General features: G+C 35.9%; 28 protein-coding genes. 10 read left to right on the top strand and 18 right to left on the bottom strand.

Features of this window, described 5'->3' with window-relative positions; translation table 11 throughout:
* Positions 1-4: 4 nt before the first annotated feature.
* From P177_RS04530 to P177_RS04510, 5 genes are all read right to left on the bottom strand, one after another.
* The gene (locus P177_RS04530; RefSeq protein ID WP_036152256.1) at positions 5-349 is read right to left on the bottom strand and encodes a TfoX/Sxy family protein; all 345 of its coding nucleotides are present in this window, start codon (positions 347-349) and stop codon (positions 5-7) included.
* 3 nt (positions 350-352) lie between these two features.
* Positions 353-1,126 (bottom strand): SOS response-associated peptidase, encoded by a 774-nt coding sequence (locus P177_RS04525; RefSeq protein WP_036152254.1) that lies wholly within the window; start codon positions 1,124-1,126, stop codon positions 353-355.
* 27 nt (positions 1,127-1,153) lie between these two features.
* The gene (locus P177_RS04520; protein WP_036152251.1) at positions 1,154-1,939 is read right to left on the bottom strand and encodes an aldose epimerase family protein; all 786 of its coding nucleotides are present in this window, start codon (positions 1,937-1,939) and stop codon (positions 1,154-1,156) included.
* Positions 1,932-3,227, bottom strand: coding sequence for a M20/M25/M40 family metallo-hydrolase (locus P177_RS04515; RefSeq protein WP_036152248.1), 1,296 nt, complete (start codon positions 3,225-3,227; stop codon positions 1,932-1,934). Before P177_RS04515 ends, P177_RS04520 begins: the two co-directional genes overlap by 8 nt.
* Before the next feature lie 75 nt (positions 3,228-3,302).
* Positions 3,303-4,544 carry an ABC transporter permease gene (locus P177_RS04510; RefSeq protein WP_036152247.1) on the bottom strand — a complete coding sequence of 414 codons (1,242 nt, stop codon included), beginning with the start codon at positions 4,542-4,544 and terminating at the stop codon, positions 3,303-3,305.
* A gap of 3 nt (positions 4,545-4,547) precedes the next feature.
* On the opposite strand from P177_RS04510, the gene P177_RS04505 reads away from it, so the two are divergent.
* Entirely contained in the window at positions 4,548-5,783 is a 1,236-nt protein-coding gene (locus tag P177_RS04505; protein WP_036157794.1) for an exo-beta-N-acetylmuramidase NamZ family protein, read from the top strand.
* Here the strand turns inward: P177_RS04505 and P177_RS04500 are convergent.
* From P177_RS04500 to P177_RS04470, 7 genes are all read right to left on the bottom strand, one after another.
* The gene (locus tag P177_RS04500) at positions 5,772-6,644 is read right to left on the bottom strand and encodes a sterol desaturase family protein (RefSeq protein ID WP_036152244.1); all 873 of its coding nucleotides are present in this window, start codon (positions 6,642-6,644) and stop codon (positions 5,772-5,774) included. The genes P177_RS04505 and P177_RS04500 overlap by 12 nt on opposite strands.
* Positions 6,645-6,839: 195 nt before the next feature.
* Positions 6,840-7,544 carry an endonuclease/exonuclease/phosphatase family protein gene (locus P177_RS04495; RefSeq protein ID WP_036152242.1) on the bottom strand — a complete coding sequence of 235 codons (705 nt, stop codon included), beginning with the start codon at positions 7,542-7,544 and terminating at the stop codon, positions 6,840-6,842.
* Between the two features lie 156 nt (positions 7,545-7,700).
* Positions 7,701-8,267 (bottom strand): hypothetical protein, encoded by a 567-nt coding sequence (locus P177_RS04490; RefSeq protein WP_036152240.1) that lies wholly within the window; start codon positions 8,265-8,267, stop codon positions 7,701-7,703.
* 199 nt (positions 8,268-8,466) lie between these two features.
* Positions 8,467-9,186: a tRNA-uridine aminocarboxypropyltransferase gene (locus P177_RS04485; protein ID WP_262493305.1), complete on the bottom strand. Its 720-nt coding sequence runs from the start codon at positions 9,184-9,186 to the stop codon at positions 8,467-8,469.
* An 85-nt stretch (positions 9,187-9,271) separates the two neighbouring features.
* A complete protein-coding gene (locus P177_RS04480; RefSeq protein WP_036152237.1) occupies positions 9,272-9,685 on the bottom strand; it encodes a type II toxin-antitoxin system VapC family toxin in 414 nt (137 codons plus the stop codon).
* Positions 9,682-9,927: a DUF6364 family protein gene (locus tag P177_RS04475; protein WP_036152235.1), complete on the bottom strand. Its 246-nt coding sequence runs from the start codon at positions 9,925-9,927 to the stop codon at positions 9,682-9,684. Before P177_RS04475 ends, P177_RS04480 begins: the two co-directional genes overlap by 4 nt.
* A gap of 129 nt (positions 9,928-10,056) precedes the next feature.
* The gene (locus P177_RS04470) at positions 10,057-10,548 is read right to left on the bottom strand and encodes a YkgJ family cysteine cluster protein (protein WP_036152233.1); all 492 of its coding nucleotides are present in this window, start codon (positions 10,546-10,548) and stop codon (positions 10,057-10,059) included.
* Positions 10,549-10,623: 75 nt separating this feature from the next.
* Here P177_RS04470 and P177_RS04465 point away from each other — a divergent pair, with 75 nt between their 5' ends.
* A complete protein-coding gene (locus P177_RS04465; RefSeq protein WP_036152232.1) occupies positions 10,624-11,337 on the top strand; it encodes a class I SAM-dependent methyltransferase in 714 nt (237 codons plus the stop codon).
* 45 nt (positions 11,338-11,382) lie between these two features.
* A complete protein-coding gene (locus P177_RS04460) occupies positions 11,383-12,294 on the top strand; it encodes a hypothetical protein (RefSeq protein WP_036152229.1) in 912 nt (303 codons plus the stop codon).
* A gap of 5 nt (positions 12,295-12,299) precedes the next feature.
* On the opposite strand, the gene P177_RS04455 is transcribed toward P177_RS04460, so the two are convergent.
* Positions 12,300-12,932, bottom strand: coding sequence for a 7-carboxy-7-deazaguanine synthase QueE (locus tag P177_RS04455; protein WP_036152228.1), 633 nt, complete (start codon positions 12,930-12,932; stop codon positions 12,300-12,302).
* Between the two features lie 171 nt (positions 12,933-13,103).
* On the opposite strand from P177_RS04455, the gene P177_RS04450 reads away from it, so the two are divergent.
* The 5 genes from P177_RS04450 (at position 13,104) to P177_RS04430 (ending at position 16,815) form a co-directional block, all read left to right on the top strand.
* A complete protein-coding gene (locus P177_RS04450) occupies positions 13,104-14,609 on the top strand; it encodes a helicase HerA-like domain-containing protein (protein ID WP_036152226.1) in 1,506 nt (501 codons plus the stop codon).
* A gap of 3 nt (positions 14,610-14,612) precedes the next feature.
* Complete coding sequence (locus tag P177_RS04445; protein WP_036152225.1) at positions 14,613-15,170, top strand: hypothetical protein; 558 nt, start codon at positions 14,613-14,615, stop codon at positions 15,168-15,170.
* A 68-nt stretch (positions 15,171-15,238) separates the two neighbouring features.
* Positions 15,239-16,078, top strand: coding sequence for an alpha/beta fold hydrolase (locus P177_RS04440; RefSeq protein WP_051941709.1), 840 nt, complete (start codon positions 15,239-15,241; stop codon positions 16,076-16,078).
* 57 nt (positions 16,079-16,135) lie between these two features.
* Entirely contained in the window at positions 16,136-16,387 is a 252-nt protein-coding gene (locus P177_RS04435) for a DUF7218 family protein (RefSeq protein WP_036152224.1), read from the top strand.
* 2 nt (positions 16,388-16,389) lie between these two features.
* On the top strand, positions 16,390-16,815 hold the full coding sequence (locus P177_RS04430; protein ID WP_036152222.1) for a VOC family protein: 426 nt from the start codon (positions 16,390-16,392) through the stop codon (positions 16,813-16,815).
* 87 nt (positions 16,816-16,902) lie between these two features.
* Here P177_RS04430 and P177_RS04425 read toward each other — a convergent pair whose 3' ends face one another.
* Positions 16,903-17,874 (bottom strand): aldo/keto reductase, encoded by a 972-nt coding sequence (locus tag P177_RS04425; protein ID WP_036152220.1) that lies wholly within the window; start codon positions 17,872-17,874, stop codon positions 16,903-16,905.
* A gap of 140 nt (positions 17,875-18,014) precedes the next feature.
* Positions 18,015-19,748 carry an alpha/beta hydrolase-fold protein gene (locus P177_RS04420; protein ID WP_036152218.1) on the bottom strand — a complete coding sequence of 578 codons (1,734 nt, stop codon included), beginning with the start codon at positions 19,746-19,748 and terminating at the stop codon, positions 18,015-18,017.
* A 115-nt stretch (positions 19,749-19,863) separates the two neighbouring features.
* Between P177_RS04420 and P177_RS20005 the strand changes: the two genes are divergently transcribed.
* Positions 19,864-20,010 carry a hypothetical protein gene (locus P177_RS20005; protein WP_157486446.1) on the top strand — a complete coding sequence of 49 codons (147 nt, stop codon included), beginning with the start codon at positions 19,864-19,866 and terminating at the stop codon, positions 20,008-20,010.
* 51 nt (positions 20,011-20,061) lie between these two features.
* Here P177_RS20005 and P177_RS04415 read toward each other — a convergent pair whose 3' ends face one another.
* The 3 genes from P177_RS04415 to argS all read right to left on the bottom strand — a co-directional run bounded on the left by P177_RS04415 (position 20,062) and on the right by argS (position 24,929).
* Complete coding sequence (locus tag P177_RS04415; RefSeq protein ID WP_036152216.1) at positions 20,062-20,946, bottom strand: bifunctional 5,10-methylenetetrahydrofolate dehydrogenase/5,10-methenyltetrahydrofolate cyclohydrolase; 885 nt, start codon at positions 20,944-20,946, stop codon at positions 20,062-20,064.
* 46 nt (positions 20,947-20,992) lie between these two features.
* Positions 20,993-22,330, bottom strand: a complete 1,338-nt coding sequence (gene ffh / locus P177_RS04410; RefSeq protein WP_036152213.1) for a signal recognition particle protein — start codon at positions 22,328-22,330, stop codon at positions 20,993-20,995.
* 487 nt (positions 22,331-22,817) lie between these two features.
* Positions 22,818-24,929, bottom strand: a complete 2,112-nt coding sequence (argS, locus tag P177_RS04405; protein ID WP_036152211.1) for an arginine--tRNA ligase — start codon at positions 24,927-24,929, stop codon at positions 22,818-22,820.
* 116 nt (positions 24,930-25,045) lie between these two features.
* On the opposite strand from argS, the gene P177_RS04400 reads away from it, so the two are divergent.
* Positions 25,046-25,471, top strand: a complete 426-nt coding sequence (locus tag P177_RS04400) for a hypothetical protein (protein WP_036152209.1) — start codon at positions 25,046-25,048, stop codon at positions 25,469-25,471.

Below are 25,471 nucleotides of genomic sequence, written 5' to 3'. Positions count from 1 at the left end.
TACTTTATATATTTAAAAGTCTATTAAATTCTAACGCCTTTTCTACCCAAAAATCTAGATCATCTTCAATGTCGAATCCGTCGGGACCAACAAACAAAAAACCACGCAAGGGTTTGCCCGTAAAGTCCATTGGTTTGCTGCCGGGTTTATTGAGGAGTTCTTCATATTTGAGCTTACCAACACGCACCATTAGCTTATCTTCTTCGCTTTTTTTGTCGAACATGATACCAATACACATTTTGCCATTGACCATAAAAATGAGTCCGCCCATCATTTTCTTTTCCTCCAATTCGCCTTTTCCCTTTAGACGTGGTCGTATTCTATCTGCCAAATACTCGCTATATGCCATAACTTAGAATTTGAATTCGTTATCCTCTAGTTCAGGGTATTTGACCTCATCAGCAATTGAAGCTACATTTCCCGCATAGGTCTTACCACGAAGTTTACCCACAGTGCGAGCTTGTAATTCCACATCATTTTCCCTATTCAGCAGTGCAGTCAATTCCTGTTCAAAGTCCGTATTTTGAGATAACCACAGCTCTTCCACATCTTTAGAAAGCATTAAGGGCATACGAGGTTCTTTCAATTTTGGGTTATTGTGAATTTTTGCCATCAGTCCATTACCTAGAGTCGTTACGATAGAAAAAGAATTGACGGTGCCACCATGTTCAGGGTGAATCCATTCAGACCATAAGGCAGCCAATGCTAATGGTTCATTATTTTTTCGGTGGATGAAATACGGGTATGTTTTCTTATTACAATGTTGATGCTCGTAAAATCCGTCGACATAGAGTATGCAACGCTTCTCACTGGCTGCATCCCTAAAAGCAGGTTTCTCAAAAATGGTTTCTACCCGAGCATTCAAGGTGCTGTTCCAAATTTTCTTTTGTTGTTTAACACTATTTACCCAATGCGGAATAAGACCCCAAGTAGCTACCATAGGGTAAAACGGGTCTTCATTAGTATAGATTAAAACCTCAGGATGCGAAAAGCCCGATGCATGATGAAGCGGCAAATTGGTCAACGGTCCCAGTTTTTCAACAATCTCTTCGATTGCCTTTAAATCTTGATTCCGTTTTGCCCTTTTTAATTGCGCCTCTAAGCTTGTTTTTACATCATAACACATACACCCAATTTTCGCTATAAACTTTACCTACAAAGGTTTCAGTGCAACCTTAAACATTGCAGGCTCATTCTTTAATACCATAAAACCTTCCGCCAAATTTTCTTGTGCTACGGCATACGGATAAAAGGTGATTGGTTCTATACAGACCATATTCGGCACTTCTGTCCAAAGCATGAAGTGACTAAAACCTTCGGATGTTATTTGAAGCGATTTTTCATCTTTTAAGATAATGGTATCTGTTTTAGGAACTTGCAATGCTCTGCTACCTACTGCCATTACTTCAGGAATTGTAATATTCTGATTGCCCGTTGATATAATTGCATTTTCAGTATGCAGCATAAATGCAGGGTGATACCCTAGCATAAAAGGCATGCCCTCTTCACCAGAAATTGAAAACGTAACCACCAAGGAATTGTCTTTTAATTCAAACGTTTTTACGAACTCAAAATCGTAAGGCCAGCTCAGCTTCTCTGCGGTAGATTTTTTAGGATACTTTGAATTTAAAACGGCTGTATTTGCCGTATATTTTTTAGAAAATACAGCTTTACTTGCTGAGCTTTCCATTAACTTATATTTCATTTCACGAAGCAAACCGTGCTGATCTTGAGTAGCAAAACCTTTAGGTGTTTTTACTTTAAAATCTGCCTCATTTGTTGGTCCGATCAACGGAAACATTTCAGTATCTACGCTGCGCCACCCAGGATTTCCCTTTTGGTGCATAAATTCATAACCAGAAACTTGGTAGCCTACCAATTCTCCCGCTTCAATTGTCACTTGTTGATCACCTACTTTTAATGTTGTTATATTACTCATTTATCAATCTATAAATTAATAGTGCTGTTCTTTTCGTTAATGCTTTAATAGTATTCAAATTCACTGTTTCTTCGGGAGTGTGAGCTGCATTACCCATAGTACCCAATCCGTCTAAGCAATCTACATACTCCGCCACAAAAGAAGTATCTGCCGCACCTCTTTTACCTGGATCATATGCTAAAACTTCTCCTTGCTTTAAATCTAAACTTACCTTGTTCAATTTTGCCAGTAAAGCCTTGTTCCCTTCTGTTGGTTGCATTGCCGGGTAACTATCTTTGAAAGTTACTGTTGCAGATGTTTGTGGCAAATTATTTGCCACTACGGTTCGCATATTTTCACGAGCACGTTCTTTTTGTTCTTCTGATATAAATCGTAATCCGCCACGGACTTCTGCTTTTTGCGCCACTACATTGGTCTTGCCAAAAACAGTTCCCTTACTGGTCATTTCATCGAATTCTACAAAAGTACCACCCACTAAAGTACCCGGATTAAAAGTCAATAAATCTTCGCCCTTTACATCGGTATAAAATCCGTTTAGTATTCTAGACATTTCAAAAATGGCTCCTGCACCTGTGTCTTCACTAAAAATACCAGATGAGTGCGCTCTCTTGCCCTCTACCTCAACTTTCCATCCTGAAGAACCTCTTCTTGCAACAGTTGCATAATTGAAACCGGTAGAGTTTTCAAAACCTAAACCTATGTCACTTCTTTTGGCAGCTTCAATTAAATCGTGTCTACTTTTTTCTAACGGACTACCTGTACTTTCTTCATCACCCGTAAAGGCTACAATAATTTGAGCATCATTTAGTAATCCGTTTTGTTGTAATGCTTTTAACGCATATAGGACTATAACATCGCCACCCTTCATATCATTACCACCTGGTGCATGTGCGATAGAGTCGTTCACCATTTCAAAAGTTTGAAACGGACTATCTTCTTCAAAAACCGTATCAAGATGACCAATTAGTAATAACTTCTTTCCTTTAGTGCCTTTAATTTCTGCAAATAAATGTCCTGCCCTATTCATTTCTTCGGGCATAGGTATCCAAGTACTTTCAAAACCTATATCAGTGAACGCAGTAGCAAATTCTTGCCCTACCATTTCAACACCTTTAAGATTTAAGGTTCCGCTATTAATGTTTACGACTTTTTCTAAAAATGAAATTGCCTCGGCATTATTTTTCTCGATAGATTTAACAACCTTCTTCTCGTTCTTTGAAAGTTTCTGTGCATTGACACCTGTCAATAAAAACACAGCGATTAGAGTACATAGTAGTTTATGATGCATGTGGTCTGTTTTACATCAAATTTACCAAAAAGGGGTCTAATCGAAGATTAATTACGAAATAAGCTATTGAAAAAATTACTCGAATCGAATTGCTTTCACTGGTGTAATTCTAGTAATAATGTATGATGGGATCAAAAGCATCAATAAACAAAGTAGCAACACTCCCGCATTTAAAAGAAGAATGGTCCAAAGATCTATACTTACAGGTATGTACTCAATGTAGTATTCTTTCGGGTTAGGAAATTTGAACACACGAAACTTATCTTGAATAAAAATAACACCCAGACCTATAAGATTACCCCAGAACAACCCAACTGCAATAAGGTAGGCTGCATTATACAAAAACACCTTTCTAATGCTCCAATTGTTACTGCCCAACGCTTTTAGAATACCGATCATTGGCGTACGTTCTAATATTAAAACCAATAATGCGGTAATCATATTTATACCACCAACAATAATCATGATACCAATGATCAGGGCAATATTAAAATCGAACAAGCCTATCCATTCAAAGATTTTATAGTACTTGTCTTTTATGGTTTTGGTATCTAAACTGGCTACTGTTTCGCCATAGATTTCATTCGCTTTTTGATCAATATCATCAAAACTATTTAGGAAGATTTCAAAATTACCCACTTCGGTGTCTTTCCATTTATTCATGCGCTGTATATGGCGTATGTCTGTAAAAATATAGAGTCCGTCAATTTCCTCAAATCCGCTATCGTAAATTCCGGTAATGGTAAACTTTCTTTGGTTAGGTATTTTATCGGCTGCATCATCCCGCAAGAAAAAGGTAAAGAAAGAATCTCCCACTTTTAAGTTCAACCGATTTGCCATTATTCTCGAAATAAGCACATCAGAATTCAACTCCCCAGAATAATCAGGTAAAACACCATCAATTAAAAATTCATCAAAAGGCTCCCAATTATATTCTTTGCCGACACCTTTAGCAATAATACCTTCAAAGGTTTCTTCAGTACGGATAATACCAGCCTTAGTTGCCACAGCTTGTATATGCACAATACCATCTACCATATTGAAGTCCGGATAAAACTCTTGCTCCGTGCTCACCGGCACGACAGAAACTTCAGAATTATTATTGTCGTAATTATAGATTTGAACGTGACCGTTGAAAGCAGTTACTTTTTCACGTATTTTCTCTTTTAAACCGCCTCCTGTAGCAATGGCGACCAACATCATGATAACCCCTATTGCAATTGCTGCAATGGCTATTTTTATTATTGGTGCAGATATGCTAATTTTATGCTCCTTACCCTTTATAAGCCGTTTGGCGATAAAATATTCTAGATTCAAATGATGTTATTTTTATCCAATTTCAAAAGTACAGTTTTATTATGGTTTTTGGTATTGGCTACCTGCGGAAACGAAACCAAAGAACAAGCCATTACCACATCAGCAACCGATGAACCTCAAATAGAACAAGAAGCAAAAGAAATTGTAGTCGCGGCTAATCGTACAGAGGCATATATTCCCCTTTTAAAAGGAAAAAAAATAGCTGTTGTAGCTAACCAGACCAGTGTTATTTTCAAACCAGATGGACATACACATTTGGTAGATAGTCTTCTTTCTTTAAATGTAGATATTAAACACGTATTTGCCCCAGAACACGGATTTAGAGGGAATTTTGATGCAGGTGAGCATGTGAACAATAGTAAGGACATTAAAACAGGACTAGATTTAATATCATTACATGGTAAAAACAGAAAACCAAGTCAAGAGCAATTAGAAGGTTTAGATTTAGTTGTATTCGATATACAAGATGTGGGCGTTCGCTTTTACACCTATATATCTACAATGCAATTGGTGATGGAAGCTTGTGCCGAAAAAGGAATTCCTGTTTTAGTTTTGGACCGCCCTAACCCGAATGGACATTATGTAGACGGACCAACCATGGAAGCTGCAAATACCTCTTTTCTTGGGATGACTAAAATTCCGTTAGTGTATGGAATGACTATTGGTGAATATGCAAACATGATCAATGAAGAAAATTGGTTAGAAGGTGATAAGAAAGCGGACTTAACTGTAATTCCGTTAGAAAACTGGACACATGAAAGTTTCTATAGCTTACCAATTAGGCCTTCTCCTAATTTACCAAATGACACTTCTATTACGCTATACCCTAGTTTAGGAATGTTTGAAGGCACTAATATTAATGCCGGACGTGGAACGGAGTTTCAATTTCAACGCTACGGAGCTTCATTTTTAGATTCAAAAATGTATAATTTCACCTATACTCCAAAGCCAAATTTCGGTTCTAAATATCCAAAGGAAGATGGAAAATTATGCTACGGTAAAGACTTATCTAAAGCTGAGCGTATGAACGAGTTAACAATGGATTACATTATTGATGCCTATACCAATTGCGTAGATAAAAGTAAATTCTTTCTAACTAGCGGATTCACCAAACACGCTGGTAACGATAGACTTCAAAAACAAATTGAAGCCGGTGCAACCAATGCCGAAATAAAAGTGACTTGGCAAGATGACATTATAAAGTTTAAAAAGATAAGAGCAAAGTATCTACTTTACTAAAGGCTGTTCACTTACAATTTCTGTAAGGTCACTACCATCGGTTGTTGGTTTTCTATAGCCCACAAAAGGATATTTCAACAACGAGCTAATTTGTCCATTTGCAACCTCATCTGGGAAAGTGTCCACACCATAAACGATTTTCTCTCTATCTAAATGCATGTAGGTGCCGAATAAACGATCCCACCAAGAAAATATGTTTCCGTAATTACTATCTGTATATGGCAATACATAGTGATGGTGCACTTTATGCATATCTGGTGAAATCAGCACCCAACTTAAAGCTTTGTCTACACTCTTTGGCAATTTAATGTTGGCATGATTAAATTGAGACAATACTACCGAAAGACTTTGGTACAACATAATTATACCTACAGGAGCACCAACTACAAAAACACCCACCAAAGTAAAAATATATCGAATTAAACTCTCTAAAGGATGATGTCTATTCGCAGTAGTAGTATCTACATTATGATCGGTATGGTGCACCAAATGTACCATCCACAGTGGTTTTACACGATGCTCTACCAGATGGGCCAAATAAGCGCCTATTAAATCTAATAAGGCAACACCTAAAAATACATACGCCCACAAAGGCATTTTTGGTAACCAATTAATAATTCCGAAATCATTGGCAACTGCCCAATCAGAAGTTTTTAATAATAAAAATGCTAGTGGAAAATTGATAACTATTGTAGTAAGTGTAAAAAAGAAATTAGGAACCGAGTGTTTCCATTTATTATAGCGGCCATTAAATAAGGGTACAATACCTTCTAGTATCCAAAAAAAAGTAATTCCTCCAACTAAAATAAGTGATCTGTGCGCTGCAGGGATCGATTCGAAATATGCTATAAGTTGTTCCATGAATTAAATATGTACTTTAAGTTATGAATATGCGACACAGGGCTTTAATACACAATTAAAGTATCAACAATTAAACGTATAAATTCTGACAAATCCGCAAACAAACACTCAATATAATAAACTTTTAGCGATTTTATAACTATGAGATTTACTTTTTAAGAATCCTGTTTTAAAAATACAAGCCTTAAATATTTACTAAAACTCACAGATTATAGGTAGATGATCACTAATTTTCAGCCAATAGGATACCGTACCAATTTTCATTGTTTTAATATTTGTCACGAATTCTTGACTTCCAAAAACATAATCAATATGATACGGTTTTTTTATATTACGTTGAAGATAAAAGGTTGGCTGAGTCTCCTGACCTTGCTCCTCATTAAAAGAATTATGATATAAACTTTCAACTCCAATTTCTTTAAGTTCTTCAACCACATTAGAATGGTTCCACCATCTATCCCATTTATCCCAAATCTTATTGCTATTAAAATCGCCAATAATCAAACATTTATTCAGGTGCGATTTATTAATCTGTAAATATTTCCAAAGTTGACCTATGTAACCGAAAGTGGGAGATTTATTACTATGATTCCATACAGCCAATAATTCAAATTCTCCATTTATTGAACATGGTAAAAATCGTTTTACCTGATGGTCTTGATAATAATTAGACCAATTAAGTCTTTCTAATTTTATATGCTCTTTAGCAAAAACCCCTATCCCTTTATTCTTACTATCTCCTGTCCAAAGATAATTTTTCGCAAATTGACAATAATCTTTATGAGTCGTCTCCGCAGGATTCTCACATTCTTGAACCACAATGATATCTGCATCAAAACTAAGTAAATGCTCAAATTTCCTTCTCAGAGCACCATTACAATTCCAAGTTAAGATTTTCAATACCCTTCTATTTAATTAAAGAAAACAACTGATGTAAATATATTGAATCAATTCACACTTAAGAACTAGACAAAACTTAAATCACCTATAATTCTTGCCTAATCTTTTTCAAAACTACTCATTATTAGGAGTTAATATTTTAAATTTTCTTGACTCTTATGCTATTCTAACTACACGACATTTTTCACATAATGGATACTCATTAAGTAACGGTTTAATTCTACTATGCATTTCGTCAAAACTTTCGCCATATAAGTACAACGAAGTTTCTTCACCTTCCCAGTAACTAGCAATTTGTCCTGTTTTAAAATCACCAAGAAGACGCTCGATTTCTTGATAAATATAATTTACATCACCGTTTTTATAAACATCATCATCCAATTCATTACTAAGATATAAACCTAAACCTTCATGCTTTCCAAAAGGAATAGTTTTAGCTTCTAAATTTTCATCCTCCGGATAAATAATAATTTTCGAACCAACAGGCGCTAACATAGCCTCCATAATCCCTATAATTTGATTAATACTATCATCAGAACTGTCTGAAATATTTAATTCAATATCACATGATGCAATTTCTCCATTAGCCTGCTGAGAGGTACCACCACCCACAGCTTCTGCTTTAAAATCAAGTTTTTCAAAAGTTTCTTGCAATACATCTTCTAAATCATGGCGATGCATGGGTTGTAACTTAGCGTTTAAATTAATGGTAAGGTTTGTCATAGTATTTAATTTATCTAATGAATTATAATTGTATAGCCTTGCTTCTATTTAATCCTATACATTTTAAATTATATATTCATTAACTCTATCTCTTTCAACATATTGTTAAAAAACTAAATACCCTATATCATAAGCTGCTCTGAGCAAAGTAGAACCTGATTAGACACTTAAAAAGCAGCTTTAAAATAATTAGTTACACCTACTCCAACTCAAAAACAACATTTCTCTCTGTATTCGTCTTATACATAGTCTTAGGACCAATTTCTATGTTTGCCGTTGAAATATAGTTTTTATTGTTTGGGTTCAGCATATAGTCGAGTTGATGTTCGATCATCTTTTCAAAAGGAAGTAGAAAATCTGTAGTATCGCATTGCTCTACTCCACCCTTATTCAATAAATTTAAGACTGTATATACCGACTCGATAGTACTAAGGCAAAGTGCTTCGGGTTGCTGCTTGATAATGAATTTGGATGCTATACTATTATCAAAACTCACTCTATTCAACTTTTGTAAATTCATACTTAGCTTGAGCATTTTACGGGCGCAAGGCCATGTTCCGTCGAGAATGAAAACATTAGCATCTTTACCTAGAAAATTGTGCATTTCAGAACCATTTCTTTGAGAAAGGTTAAAACTTTTTTTACCTGGGTAGAGTAAGAAAGAACTACTTTTCTCATCGTTCAATATTTCATTTACACGCGCATTATTACTAAAATCGACACCAACTATAATCTCTGAATTTTCAAGCTGAAGATTCGTCATACACCCAGTTCCATTCTTTTCTTTCTTATACTCTTTTGGATGCATGAGTATAATAAAACGTGTTTTAGTCTTAATAGTACTAATGTGTTTACAAATACAGGTGCTGGATGGCCGCATGCATTTGTAACATTGTACTCTTGGATTTTTTAGTAGCACTGGCAAGTTTCTTATAATATTTTTAACTGCTATGATGAAAATAAGTTACACCCCTAATTATTGTAGTAGTTAATAGCTGAAGGTATTATTTTCGAGCCAAAAATTCTTTTGCAGTTAGAACGGGAATATTCGAATTTTTAAAGTCTTTTTTATTACGTGTGATAATAATATCTATTTGATTTTCAATGGCAGAGTAGTATTGTAGTCCGTCTTCAAAATCAGGAAATTTTTCATCACTCAAAGCCAGTTCAGTTATTTTATCATCTAAACTTAAAACCTCAACAAGCACCTTAAATTTCCTCAAAATTTGTCTCGCATCTTTTGGAGATTTGAGTTTAGACAGAATGTAATTGGTGTTTGCAAAAGTTAACGATGATATAGCAAGTTCTAGTTCTTTTTTATCAGCACGAGAAAATAATTCGGCTGCTTCATCATAGAATTTTTCTCTTCTTGAAAGCAGGTCAATAACGATATTGGTATCAATTAGCAATCTGTTCATTTGTATTTATCAATCAAATAGTCAGAATACGCATCTTTAACATCGAAATCTTTATCTAGAGAAATTACACCACTTAAACTTTCTACAAGAGGTGTTATCTCTATAGATTTATCCTTTTGCTTGGTAAGTGTCATTAAATATGATTCTATAAGTTTAGACAAACTAATATTATTCGATTTAGCATAATACTTAGCACTTTCGATAATTGTTTTATCTAAACTTAATGTCAATTTCTTGTCCATAAATTTTATATTACGTACAAATTTAATAATTTTTTACGTAAAGATAGTTTTGTTCTAGTTTTTTTCTTCTGCCTAACTATTAATTATTATCAATATTTATTTGCTATATAACCCCAAACCATCAACAATTTATTTAATCAACTTCTTCATTTCCTCCACAATATTAAAAGCAGCAGGGCAAATAGCTACATTCTTTAGGGTAAGATTACTTATTTGCTGAAACTTCTTTCTATCGGTATGTGGAAACTCGCGACATGCCTTTGGGCGAACATCATAAATAGAACAATAATTATCGGCTCCTAAAAAAGTACAGGGCGTTTGCTGCAAAACATAATCGTTCTCTTCATCAATGCGTAAATAAGTTTCAATGAATTTCTGTGGTTTCATTCGAAACGATTTAGATATACGCTCCACATCTGCATTGGTAAATAATGGTCCTGTGGTCTTACAACAATTAGCACAGGTAAGACAATCGGTTCGTTCAAATTCCGCCTCATGAAGTTCTTGCATGATATAGTCCAGATTCTTTGGCGGCTTCTTCCGTAGCTTGACAAAGAACTTTTTATTCTCGTTATATTTTTCTTTTGCCTTTTGTGGCAATTCACGTAAAACCTCTTCCATGTTCGAAATTAATTCTTCAAAACTAGCGAAGTAGCACCAAAAATTGAGACTTTTGCAACTAGAAATACAAGAATTTTGAACAAGGACATTTTAGGTACGGCACTTTTAGATTATCAGAACGGTAATTATACCGAAGATATTACCACATATTCATCTCTGCTTGAAGATGATGTTTTACCGTTACCCTATATGTTCAGGGGTTTTAAAGAAATGCCAGAGCTGGAGCAAAAGGCTTTACAATTATGCAAAGGCAAAGTGCTGGATGTTGGCTGTGGTGCCGGTAGCCATGGGCTGTATTTACAAGAAAAAAGTTTTAAGGTCATTGGACTAGATGCATCTAAAGGCGCAATTGAAGTCAGTACACTTCGCGGATTAAAAAACACTACACACTCCGAACTCTTAAAATATGAAGGAGAGCAATTTGATACGATTCTAATCTTAATGAACGGCGTCGGTTTGGCAGGCACGCTAGACGGATTGGAACCTTTCTTCTCTAAATTGAAATCGCTTTTAAAAGAAGACGGACAAATTCTACTAGATTCCAGCGACATTATATACATGTTCGAAGATGATGAAGATGGCGGTTATTGGATTCCCGATAACGTTAATTACTACGGCGAAGTAAGCTTTGAAATGGAATACAAAAAGGAAAAAAGTGAATCTTTCCCTTGGTTATATGTAGACTATAATACCTTACAAAGAGCGGCAAATTATAGTAATTTAACATGTGAACTTGTAATGGAAGGCGAACATTACGACTATTTAGCAAGATTGACACATATGAAGTAATAGCGACCCTTTTTTTTCGTTATCCTATTTGTACAAAACGATTTTATGAATAAGTTCAAAAGTTTACTGCTAGTTGGCATTTTGGCACTTGCCGTTTCTTGCTCTAAAAACTCTTCCAATTCTGACGATGACAGCACTACTGCTCAGGTAGATAAAAGCGCCAATCTTTTGGCTACCGGAGATTCTGCGAACGATATTCTCTCTAATGATAATTTTGATAAGCTCTTAATAGAAATAGCATACGTTACCGGTTTTAAACCAACTGAAGCTGCTATGGCAGATTTCACCGAGTACCTAAAAGAACATACATTTAAAGAAGATATTGAACTGGTGTATAAAGAATTATCCAGTCCGTCAGAAGACGAACTTACTTTACAAGAAATTGCAGATTTAGAAACCTCTAATAGAACAGCCTTTAATACCGGAAGCACATTGGCTATCTATATTTACTTTGCAGATGCTCCTGCAGAAGGTGACGATCTTGATGGAGGTTTGGTAACCCTAGGTGCTGTTTACCGGAATACCTCTATGGTGATACATGAAGCTACCGTAAGAGATTTAGCTAGTTTAAGTTCTTCTATTAGTGAAGCAGATGTAGAGACGACTACTTTGAACCATGAATTTGGACACCTATTCGGTTTAGTTGACCTAGGGACCGAAATGGTCAACGATCACCAGTCTGAATCTGAAAATGAAGACGGACAATTAGTTCCTGATAACCATTGCAACCAAGCTGGTTGTCTTATGCGTGCTGAATTACAATTTGGCGGTTCATCTGGTAAATCTTTACTATCAAATTCCCTTGCTCAATATGAGGACGGTATAAAATCTGGCTGTAGATTATCTGGATCAACAGTTTTAAGTTTACTACAACAGCATACTGCCAAAACTACAAATACAGTTCCTTTAGATGCAGAATGCATATTGGATATTCGCGCAAACGGTGGAAGAAATTAAATACCTTAAGGAATATTCAAGTATTTATGCGTCTGCAATGACACTTTCCATTTTGGGTTGTTCATTACATAATCAACGATCATTGGTACAACCTTATCCCTAACACTCCATTCTGGCTGTAGGTATAAAATGCAATTCGCATTGGTTTTCGCTGCTTGCTCTTCGGCAAAAATCAAATCATGCTTATTATACACAATAACTTTAAGTTCATGAGCTTCGTCGTAAATACGACCTTCAGGAAGTTTATTTTTCTTTGGCGATAGACAGATCCAATCCCATTCGCCAGAAAGCATGTAGGCTCCAGAAGTTTCTATATGGGTTTTTAGACCTTTATCCTTTAATGCTTTTGTGATCGGGTTCATATCCCACATTAAAGGCTCACCGCCGGTAATAACAATAGTATCAGAATACTTTGCTGCATTATCAACAATTTGTTCGATGGCAGTAGGCGGATGCGTTTCTGCATTCCAGCTCTCTTTTACATCGCACCAATGGCAACCAACATCACATCCACCAACACGTATAAAATAAGCCGCAGTTCCTTTATGAAAGCCTTCACCCTGTATAGTGTAGAACTCTTCCATTAAGGGCAAATACACCCCTTTATTCACTTTCTCCAATACCTCCGCATTTTTCATTCGGCAAAGATACGTTTTAGTTGACAAATTCTATTAGAAGCGCACATCTGTAAATTCTGTACTCAGACACGTACAGTTCACACATCAAATGTTAAAAAGTAGTGATATTTAAGACTGGTGTAGTCTTTTGGTTTGCTGAAAAATGCCCTATTTTTATCGAAAATATAAATAATGGCCAGTACCGAAGATTTTTTTGACCATATAGAAAAAGGATATGCAACAAAAGGCGATTACATTAATATGGGCGCCGCTATGCTCAATGGTGAGGCCGTAAAAAATGCTTTTGTAAAAATTCCGTTGAAGACTCTAAACAGACACGGACTTATTGCAGGTGCTACCGGTACAGGTAAAACAAAGACGTTACAGGTATTGGCAGAAAATTTATCTGACAAGGGTATTCCTGTAATGCTAATGGATTTAAAAGGAGATTTGAGCGGATTGGCACAACCTAGTCCCGGTCACGCTAAAATTGACGAACGCCACGAAAAAATCGGCTTCCCTTTTGAAGCAAGTAATTTTCCTGTTGAAATACTTTCATTATCAGAGCAAGATGGAGTAAAATTGAGAGCTACGGTTTCTGAATTCGGACCCGTTTTATTATCACGTATTCTTGACCTTTCAGATACGCAATCCGGTATTGTCTCTGTAGTATTCAAATACTGCGATGACCAGAAAATGCCATTACTAGATTTAAAAGATTTCAAAAAAGTACTGCAATACGCTACCGGAGCTGGGAAAGCGGATTTTACCAAAGAATATGGTAGGATCTCCACAAGCTCTACCGGTGCCATACTTAGAAAAATTATTGAGTTGGAACAGCAAGGTGCCGAGCTGTTCTTTGGAGAAAAATCTTTTGATGTAAACGACCTAACCCGTATTAACGAAGAAGGCAAAGGATATATCAATATTTTAAGATTGACAGATATTCAAGACAGACCAAAGTTGTTCTCTACATTTATGTTGAGTCTTCTGGCAGAAATATACGATACCTTCCCAGAACAGGGAGATAGTGACAAACCAGAATTGATTCTTTTTATAGATGAGGCGCATCTTATTTTCAAAGAAGCTTCAAAAGCATTGTTGGATCAAATAGAAAGTATTGTTAAACTGATACGTTCAAAAGGTATTGGTTTGTATTTTGTAACCCAAAACCCAACAGATGTACCAAATGACGTACTATCCCAGTTAGGTTTAAAAGTACAACATGCTTTAAGGGCATTTACCGCTAGAGATAGAAAAGCGATCAAATTGACCGCAGAAAACTATCCGGAGTCAGCGTATTATGACACCAAAGAGGTACTTACATCTTTAGGTATTGGTGAAGCTTTAATTTCTGCCCTAGATGAAAAAGGTAGACCAACACCACTTGCCGCAACCTTATTGCGAGCACCAATGAGCCGTATGGATGTATTGACTAAAAAAGAATTGGCAGAAGTTATCGATAGTTCTTCATTGGTTAAAAAATATGGTGAGATAATCGATAGAGAAAGTGCTTATGAAATCTTGAACGAAAAGATTGAAAAGGCAGAAAAGTTAGCGGAAAAAGAAAAGAATAAACCGGCTGCTAGAAAAACATCAAGTAGAACAAGCACAAGGCAAAATCCGGTAATAAAAGTATTAACGAGTGCTACTTTTATTAGAGGCGTACTTGGAGTGTTGAAAAAAGTGATGAGATAAGATATGAGATTAAAATATACCCTTTTATTGATTTTATGTTGCGCACTTCTTATTAATTGTGCGGGTGAAACAAATACGGATTTTGTAATTTCTGGTGATAAGGTGGGCAAATTATCCAAAGAGAGTTTAGCCCGTGATGTAGAATTGATTTTTGAAAAAGATTCTGTGGTTCAAGATACCGTGAAACTTAAAATTGGTAGTGGAGCTAGTAAAATTAGAATCTTTGAAAGAGGTGCCGGCGCTTTACTTTTAACCCTTACACCTAATAACGATAGCATTGCCACCATACAGAATGTATTGATCAATGACGAAAGATTTAAGACGGACAAGGGTATTTCAAAACTGAGCACATTTAAGGAGATTAGAGAAAACTATCCAATTAAAAAAATCATTACATCCATTAACAACGTAGTGGTGTTACTAAAGGACAGCGACCTCTATTTTACCATAGACAAAAAAGAATTGCCAGAAAGCCTAAGGTATAATGCCAATAGCAATATTGAAGAAGTTCAAATACCAGATGCAGCAAAAGTGAAATACATGATGGTAGGTTGGGATTGATTTCTCATTAACATTTCAGGTGAATCATCTGAAGAATATTTTCTTTTTACATTTTTAAATTTTAGCAAGTGCCTGTATTTCTTCAAAACCTCATCCCTAAATTAATTGGGTACTATCTTAATTTTCTTGTATGGTTTTCGCCTAAGAAAGCTGCAAAAAAAGCTTTTCTAGTATTTATAAAGGTTAGAAAAGGTCGTGTACTACCTAATCAAAAGACGTTTTTGGATAATGCTAAATTTGAGGTGTTATCAATGGATAAAAATAATATTCAAATATACAACTGGCCCGGAAGCAAAGATACCGTATTACTGGTGCACGGCTGGGAAAGCAATACCTGGCGTTGGCATAAACTTATAGAAAAATTACAAAATGCAGATTATAATATTATAGCATTTGATGCCCCTGCACACGGGTATTCCTCAGGTGGCAACCTTCATGTACCGTTATATGCCGATACCGTGCAACAAGTATTAACCAAATACAGACCAACTACTGTTATTGGGCATTCCATGGGTGGCATGACCGTTTTATACAATGAGTCTTTACACTCAAACAAAACCATTGAAAAAATAGTTACCATTGGTTCTCCTTCAGAGTTTCATGAGATACTAACACATTACAAAAATCTGTTAGGCTTCAACGAAAAGGTTTTAAAAGCATTGAAAAACTTAGTGTACAACAAATTTAAATTTACGGTAGAAGAATTTTCAAGTTCCAAATTTGTTGAAAATAACACTAAAAAAGGGCTACTCTTTCATGACAAGTTAGATATGATTGCTCCTTATCACGCCTCCGTAGATGTTCATAAGCATTGGAAAGGAAGTGAATTGGTAAGTACGGAAGGCTTAGGGCATTCTATGCACCAAGATGGGGTAAACGAAAAGATTGTTTCTTTCTTAGAAGGATAATTTCTGATTGTATAAAGCACACCCAAAAGTCACTTTTTATTTAATTTTAAAATAAAAATGGCAAAATCAAACAACATACCTCAAATAAAAAATGAGGAACAGTATGAAGCTTTAGTAGACAAAGGTTACAGTAAAGAAAAAGCTGCACGTATTGCAAATACTAAGGATGCCGGAAAGAAAGGTGGTAAAGCTTCCATTTATGAAGAAAGAACTAAAAAAGAGCTTTATGACCAAGCTAAAGAAATTGGTATTGACGGACGTTCCAAAATGAGCAAAAAAGAGTTAATTTCAGCCTTAAGAAATAACTGATTATGCAAAACGTAACACCTTTTCACATTGCCATTCCCGTTCATAACTTAGCGGAATGCAGAACTTTTTATAGAGATATCTTGAATTGCGAAGAAGGTCGTAGTAGCGACCATTGGGTTGATTTCAACTTATTCGGACATCAATTAGTGATTCATTACAAACCTAAATCTGAATCAGAAAGTGTACACCACAACCCCGTTGATGGTCATGATGTACCAGTGCCACATTACGGAGTAGTTTTACCTTGGGATACCTTTCAAAGTTTTTCAGAAGAATTAAAATCCAAAGGCGTGAAATTTGTCATTGAGCCTTATGTGCGTTTTGAAGGTAAAGTTGGCGAACAAGTTACCATGTTTTTCTATGACCCGGCAGGTAATGCTTTAGAATTCAAAGCTTTTAAAGATATGGGACAGTTGTTTGCGAAGTGATTAGGCTCTACACTTTAAATGTAAAAACCATCAACAAAAATGTATACTGATGGTTTTTAACTAAGTTAATTTCTATTTAAACTACAATTACTGCGACCAAGAAGTCGGCACTCTATCCCAACGGTGCTTTTTTAATTCTTCATACAGTTCATTAGATAATAAATGACCATCACTTGTAGCGGTATTTGCCAATACATTACGTTGCTTACGCATACCCGGTATGGTAGTACCTACATTATCGTTCATTAGTATAAAACGAAGTGCCATCTCTGCCATGGTCATACCTTCAGGTATTAAAGGGCGTAAAGCATCTGCATGTTCTACCGAAGAAATTAGATTCTCCGGCACAAAATAAGTACCCCTCCAATCGCCTTCAGGGAACGTTGTTTCTTTCGTCATTGTACCGGTCAATGTACCTTCATCAAAAGGTACACGTGCTATGGTTGCAATATCCAGCTCTTTACAAAGCGGAAATAAGGTATCTATTGGTGCTTGATCGAATATGTTGTAAATGACTTGTACAGCATCTAGCATTCCTGTTTTTAGAGCTTTTATTCCATTTTCTGGCTCCCAACGGTTCATACTAATACCCATTGCAACTACTTTACCTGAAGTCTTTAAATCTTCAATAGCGCGTTGCCATTCTTCTCTGCCACTCCAAACATCATCCCAGGTATGAAACTGCATAAGATCTATTTGCTCCAGCCCTAGATTCCTTAAAGTCTTATGGGTGAATTCCATAATATGTTCTGTAGGATAAGAATCCTCAAAAGCATATTCAGGTTTTGCTGGCCATTGGAAGTTTTTTGGTGGAATTTTACTTGCTGTATATATTTTCTTAGAAGGATGTCTCTTTACCAACTCCCCAAGCAACTCCTCACTATGACCTTCTCCGTAACCCCAAGCGGTATCAAAAAAATTAACTCCGTTTTCAACTGCCAAGTCCAACGATTTTGCAGATTGGGCATCGTCACTTGCCGTCCAACCAGCCATTCCCCACATTCCGTATCCTACTTCACTTACTTGCCAATCTGTTCTTCCGAATCTTCTGTATTTCATTAAATCTTTATTCTATAATTATTATGCATATTTTGACAATTGACAAGCATTATTGCATACTAGGATGCTTCTCGATACTAATTTTTCGTGCCTCAAAATTCACTCGAAGTGACACTCATATTTTAAGTGAACAATTAACATTACCTATACCTCCAACTCGTTAAATCTGCCCCTTTGGGTGCACTTTTTTCTATACGTTCCATAATCTTTGGTACATACATGGTATTATATCTTAAACGAGTAATAGCGTTTGGTTGGTCTGGATCTCCGTTCCAACAATGTTCGTCTCTATCTCCATATTTCACCTCTCCCTCATAATAAGGATCTGTAGTACTCTCCAAGAAATCTTCCATTAGGTATACAGCATTGTTGAGGTAGTAGTTATCCATATCTCCACAATAGATATGAATTTTACCTTTTAGATGATCACCTAACTTATCCCAGTCGCGTTCAAGAATATGTCTTAAATCGAAATTCTCTTTCCAGTATTCAGCAACCTCGTGGTCAATATCGCCAGTCTTTTTATCCCAAATTCTCTCTGGGTACCCATCTTCGGCTTGTGGCGAATAAGTAGCTTCCCAAATATCCCATTGTTGACCTGATCTAGATTTATCTCCCAATACTAATTCTAAGTGATTTCCTTGTTTTAGGGTAGATTGAATTTGACCGAGGTAATTACGATGCGATGGCACCTCTAATGTTTTATGTGCGCTCTTATAGAAGTAGGCATTTTCATCTTCATAGATATTCGTTAAGGTATATGCTCTAAAATCTATAGGATCTGGGCATGCCGCAAAGCAACCATTGTACTCATCTGGGTATTTTACCTGAACTGCCAAAGCTTCCCAACCACCGGTTGAACCACCATATAGAAAACGAGACCACCCCTCGCCCATTCCTCTGAATTGTTTTTCTATTTCAGGAATCAATTCATAGGTAATAGCATCGCCATATGGACCTTGACTTGCAGAATTCACCGCATAAGAATCATCATAATATGGGGTTGGATGTTGAATCTGCAGCACTATGAATCTTGGAAAATCTGGCTCGTTCCAACGTTTATAAAAATCATAAGCTTCTTGTTGTTGAATTATATTATAGCCTTCTAAACTAAATCGTTCAGAATATTCTGGTTTCATATTAGGATCTGGAGGCGTAGTTCTGAATCCGCCAAAATCTGAAGGAAAATGACCGTGAAAAACCATCAGCGGATACTTCGCTTCCGGATGTTCTTCAAATCCTTTTGGCAGCAATACATGCGCTCCTAAGAAAATATCACGTCCCCAAAACTCAGAAAGCTTTTCTGACTTCACTTTTACATGCTTAATCCACTTGGTATCTTCTGGTTCTTCAATTGGTGCAATCACCTGATCTAAATCCACCGACACATTTTCAAATCCGTTGCCTGCAACTCTTATTTTAAATGGTTTACTATATAAATTGCCTGGTGATTTATTCCATTGCTGTCCCTCGCCATTATCCATAGGTAGCTTTACCGTATGACCGGTAGACAAATTAAAAGTTTCATAAACATTCAAAAGTGCTTGTACATTATACTCCCCGGGCGGAACATCTTTTAAGCTTTCGTATGGATAACCAAAAACTGTCTCATCAAAAGTTATGACTGAATCCTTAGCCCAGTTCTCCACATTAACACCGAATATTAGTTGCGTATTGAGTCCGTCATTGATCTGAAACCGAGGTTCATTACTATCATCTGTAGAAAGCATAAGCAGCAAACGACCATCTTTAGCCAAGGAATCTACCTCAGCTGAATAACTAACCTTTATTGAAAATTTATGCTCTAATTTAGGAGGTTCCGTACATCCTATTACAAAAGCAACGACCACTAGTATCAAAAGAATTTTTCTCATAAGGATAAATGTTTCACAAAAGGTACAGCATTCTCAATTCACATCAAATACCAAGACGAACATTTCACCGTTTTATATACATGTCCCATTTATTTGATTGCATAAATCCATTATTATGAAAAAACTACTATACACCTTATTAATAGCAATTTCAACAACCGTACTAGCAAGTTGTGATTATGATGACAGTAATGACATAGACATTCTAGTACCAAACGATACTACGGAAACCGGAATAACTATAAAGAAATTACCGGCATAAAAAAAGCCTTACAATACTATTGCAAGGCTCATTTATAAATTTCTATAGAAATTAGTTTCTACTTCTATGTCTCTCACGAGCCAACAATGTATTTTTCAATAGCATTGCAATGGTCATAGGACCAACCCCACCAGGAACGGGAGTAATGTACGATGCTTTTTTACTGACATTTTCAAAGTCAACATCACCCGTGATATAATATCCTTTTTCTTTAGTTTCATCTGGTACTCTAGTAATACCCACATCAATTACAACGGCATCGTCTTTAACCATTTCCGCCTTTAAGAATTTAGGAACTCCTAATGCTGAAATTACAATATCTGCCTGTGAGATAATCTGTGTAATGTTTTTTGTATGACTATGGGTAAGGGTTACGGTAGAGTTACCTGGCCATCCTTTTCTACCCATTAAAATACTCATTGGTCTACCTACAATATGACTACGACCAATAACTACGGTATGTTTACCTTTTGTATCTACCTTATAGCGTTCTAATAATTCAAGAATACCGAACGGCGTAGCAGGTATGAACGTACTCATATCCAAAGCCATTTTACCAAAGTTTGTAGGGTGGAATCCGTCTACATCCTTATCTGGATCTACCGCCATAATTACTTTTTGGGTATCTATCTGCTCAGGTAATGGTAATTGAACAATAAAACCATCAATATCATCATCAACGTTCAATTCTTTGATCTTGTTCAATAATTCTTGCTCAGAAGTAGTACTTGGCATTTGTATTAAGGTAGATTCAAAACCAATACGCTCGCAAGAACGAACTTTACTACCTACGTAGGTTAAACTAGCCCCATCGCTACCAACAATAATTGCTGCTAAATGTGGTACTTTTTCACCTCGTTCTTTCATCTTGGCTACCTCAGCCTTGATTTCCTCTTTAATTTCGTTGGATACTTTTTTACCATCCAATAATTCCATATCCGCTTCTCTTTAAGTTGTGTTGTTAGGTTGTGTATTTCGGTATTTATTTCATTCCTTTCATGGCGCCCATCATCTGCATCATCTTCTTACCGCCACCGCCTTGCATCATTTTCATCATCTTGCTCATTTGATCAAACTGCTTTAAAAGCTGATTGATTTCTTGAACTTCTCTTCCAGAACCTTTTGCAATACGCTTTTTTCTACTTGCATTTAATTTAGATGGTGTAGAACGTTCTTCTGGAGTCATAGAATATATAATAGCTTCTATATGCTTGAAAGCATCATCATCAATATCCAAACCTTTTAAGGCTTTTCCCGCTCCAGGAATCATCCCCATAAGGTCTTTCATATTACCCATCTTCTTGATTTGCTGAATTTGGCTCAGAAAATCATCGAATCCGAATTTATTCTTGGCAATCTTCTTTTGGATCTTTCTAGCCTCCTCTTCATCAAACTGTTCTTGAGCCCTTTCTACAAGTGATATCACATCACCCATACCCAAGATACGATCTGCCATACGTGATGGGTAGAAAATATCAATAGCTTCCATCTTCTCTCCAGTACCAATGAACTTAATTGGCTTATCTACCACAGATTTAATAGAAATAGCTGCACCACCACGGGTATCACCATCTAACTTGGTTAAGATAACACCATCAAAATTCAAGATATCGTTGAAAGCTTTTGCTGTATTCACAGCATCTTGACCGGTCATAGAATCTACCACGAACAAAGTCTCTTGAGGTTGTATAGCTTTATGAATGTCAGATATCTCCGCCATCATTTTCTCATCTACAGCCAAACGACCAGCGGTATCAATAATAACCACATTATGCCCTTCTGCCTTTGCCTTTGCAATACCTGCTTGTGCAATAGCTACTGGATCTGTATTTTCCCTATCTGAATATACAGGCACATCTATCTGCTCACCAACAACGTGCAACTGATCAATTGCCGCCGGACGATATACATCACAAGCAACCAATAACGGCTTTTTAGATTTTTTTGTTTTTAGGAAATTAGCAAGTTTCCCAGAAAAGGTTGTTTTACCAGATCCTTGCAAACCAGACATTAAGATAACCGATGGATTCCCGGACAGATTAATACCTTCTGACTCACCACCCATTAATTGGGTAAGTTCATCTTTTACAATCTTGACCATTAACTGACCAGGTTGTAAGGTGGTCAATACATCTTGCCCCAACGCCTTTTCTTTTACCCTATTGGTAAATTCTTTGGCTATTTTAAAGTTAACATCCGCATCCAATAAGGCTCGGCGTACTTCTTTGGTAGTCTCTGCAACATTAATTTCTGTAATCTGACCATGTCCTTTTAGTACATGTAATGCCTTGTCTAGCTTATCGCTTAAATTATCGAACATTCTTTTCTTTTTTAAGGGGTTACAAATTTAATAATATCAATGTAAAATTCGTAGCAAGTGCCAGAAAATAAACAAAACAAAAGAGCATCCACTATAAATGGATGCTCTAAAGTTGCTTGTGGGGCAAAAAAGGAATTCTATTTTCATAAACCTCCTCACAAAAACATCTAGCAATACCATCAACGAGGCCCAACTCATTACTGTTGATGAAATACTTTTAGATGTTTTTTCTAAAATATCTTGCAAAATTCTTTTCCATAACTGCTTCTGATGAATACCATTTTGGCATTAGCAACAAAATTACTTTCAAGAAATTCTGATCATATAAACGAGTAATAAGTGTTCTTAGACTTTAAGATTAAAAGTATACGACAAAACGCAATATAATTACGCAGCAATAGGTGCTTGCCTAAAGTGTACAATGAAAGATAGCCATGAATACACATGGCATATGAATAGTAAATAATTAAGAAAGATCTTATATAAACTACATGCGTTCTGGAACAGAAACACCTAATAAACCAAAGGCATCTTGTATAACATTTGCCACTTTTTTAGATAATTGAACACGTAATGCCTTTTTAGCATCATCTGCTTCACCTAAAATAGATACCTGCTGATAAAACGAATTAAACTCTTTAACCAAGTCATACGTATAATTTGCAATCAAAGCCGGACTGTAATTATCTGCAGCTAATTGAATGATATCTGGAAATAGTTGAAGTTGTTTGATCAACTCCTTTTCTTTGCTATGAAGTTCCGTAACCTTGGCATCTTTAGAAATATCGATACCCATGCTTTCTGCCTTTCTTAATATAGACTGAATACGTGCGTAGGTATATTGAATAAAGGGACCAGTGTTCCCTTGAAAATCTACCGACTCTTCTGGGTCAAACAAAATTCGTTTTTTAGGGTCTACTTTTAATATGTAATATTTTAAAGCTCCTAAACCAATCATTTTATAAAGCGATTGCTTTTCTTCTTCATTATAATCGTCAAGCTTACCTAACTCCTCTGAAATATTTGCAGCAGTTTGCGTCATATCAGCCATAAGATCATCGGCATCAACAACAGTACCTTCTCTACTTTTCATTTTTCCACTAGGCAAATCTACCATCCCGTAACTTAGGTGGTGTAATTTATTCGACCAAGAAAATCCGAGTTTTTGTAGTATTAAGAATAATACTTTAAAGTGATAATCTTGTTCGTTACCAACAGTGTACACCATACCATTTACATCTGGGTGGTCTTTTACACGTTGTATAGCAGTACCAATATCTTGGGTCATATAAACCGCAGTACCATCTGAACGAAGAACAATTTTCTCATCTAATCCGTCTTCGGTCAAGTCGATCCAAACGCTACCATCTTCTTTTTTAAAGAAAACTCCTTTTTTTAATCCCTCAGCAACAACATCTTTACCTAAAAGATAGGTATCACTTTCATAGTATAGGTTATCAAAATCGACTCCTAAATTCTTGTACGTAACCTCAAAACCTTTATACACCCATCCGTTCATGGTTTTCCAAAGTGCTACTGTTTCGGCATCACCAGCTTCCCATTTCAAAAGCATTTCTTGGGCTTCTTTTAAAATTGGAATATGAGGTGTGAACTTCTCTTCCACCAACTCTTTTACCTTTGCTATATCTTTAACTGAAAACTCTTCTTCCGATTTTGTTTTACCGTATAAATTTGAGAAGATTTTTAAAAACGTTGCTCTACATTTATCTAAAAACTCATAGCCAGATTTTTTAGTTATCAGATAATGTAAATTATCTTTAAATGGCTCAGGTTTTATTTCTTCAGAATTTTCTTTGGAATTTAATTTGGACTCGTAGAAATCCTTAATAGCTGAACCTAATGAACTAAAATATTTATCATCAGATTGAATTTTCTCTAAAGTATCTTTTAAAGATTTGAATTCTCCCGTTTTTATTTCAGCTCCTAATTTTTCAGAAAAACTAATAACTAAGGATAAAAGTTGATTTTTAAACTCCTTATCAAAAGCCACATAGTAATTACCAACTAGCTTATCCCCTTTTAATCCTGTAGATTCCGGTGTTTTTTCTTTTCCAAATTTCTGCCAAGCCACCATACTCTTGCAAATATGGATTCCGCGGTCATTAATAATCTGGGTCTTGTACACTTTTTTACCTGATGCCTTTAAAATTTCAGCAACAGAATATCCTAATAGGTTATTACGAATATGACCTAAGTGCAATGGCTTATTGGTATTCGGAGAAGAATATTCTACCATTACGGCATCATCAGACTCCTTTACAAATCCGAAATTCTCCACTGAAGAAATTGAATTGAAAAAATCTAAATAGAAACCATCATTGATAACAATATTTAAAAAGCCTTTAATAACATTAAAGCCTGCAACGGCGTCTACATGCTCTTCTAAATAAGCCCCAATTTGCTCACCAATTTGAACCGGATTACCCTTTACCACGCGCAACATCGGGAAAACCACAATAGTGATATCGCCCTCAAAATCTTTACGGGTAGGTTGAAATTCTACATTCGGCAATTCTTTGTCAAAAATAGATTCAACCGCTTCTTTTACTTTATCTGATAGTACCTCTTGAATATTCACCAAAACGTTTAATTAAGGCTGCAAAACTAATCATTTTTTAGGCTTTTAAGGTAAACAGATGCTGTATTCATTTGGCATTTCGCTAACTTTAATAAAAACAATGTAATTGAATTCGTATGCTTGTAAATGTATCTTACAACAATAAGGAGGCTACTCGAAAAATAGATGATGCAGTCGGCAAGCCTTTTACCTTAAAACAACGATGGGCAATGGGCGGTATTGGCTCCCCAAAATTGATTATTACAGAAACAAGTGTTGAGATAAGAAACCTGCTAATTCTAGATAATAATAGAGATACCTGTAATATAGAAATGAGACCTGATGGAATCATAGTTGGGTTTAGGTCATTATTAGAATCTTATGCTTTGGTAATACCCTACTACAAACTCTCTATGTATAAAGGTGAAGCATCTGTATATTCAATTTACCGCGACTATCATTTTATTAAAGTGGAATCTGACACCAAAGCGGTACAGAAATTCTTTAAAAAAATACTAGGCTACAAAGCTGACAATGCACCCACCTCAATTGAAGATTTATAA

It is taken from the genome of Maribacter forsetii DSM 18668 (assembly GCF_000744105.1).
In the GTDB taxonomy this organism is placed as follows: Bacteria; Bacteroidota; Bacteroidia; order Flavobacteriales; family Flavobacteriaceae; genus Maribacter; species Maribacter forsetii.
Note: the sequence above shows the minus strand (reverse complement) of the source record. Positions and strands in the feature narration are given on the sequence as shown.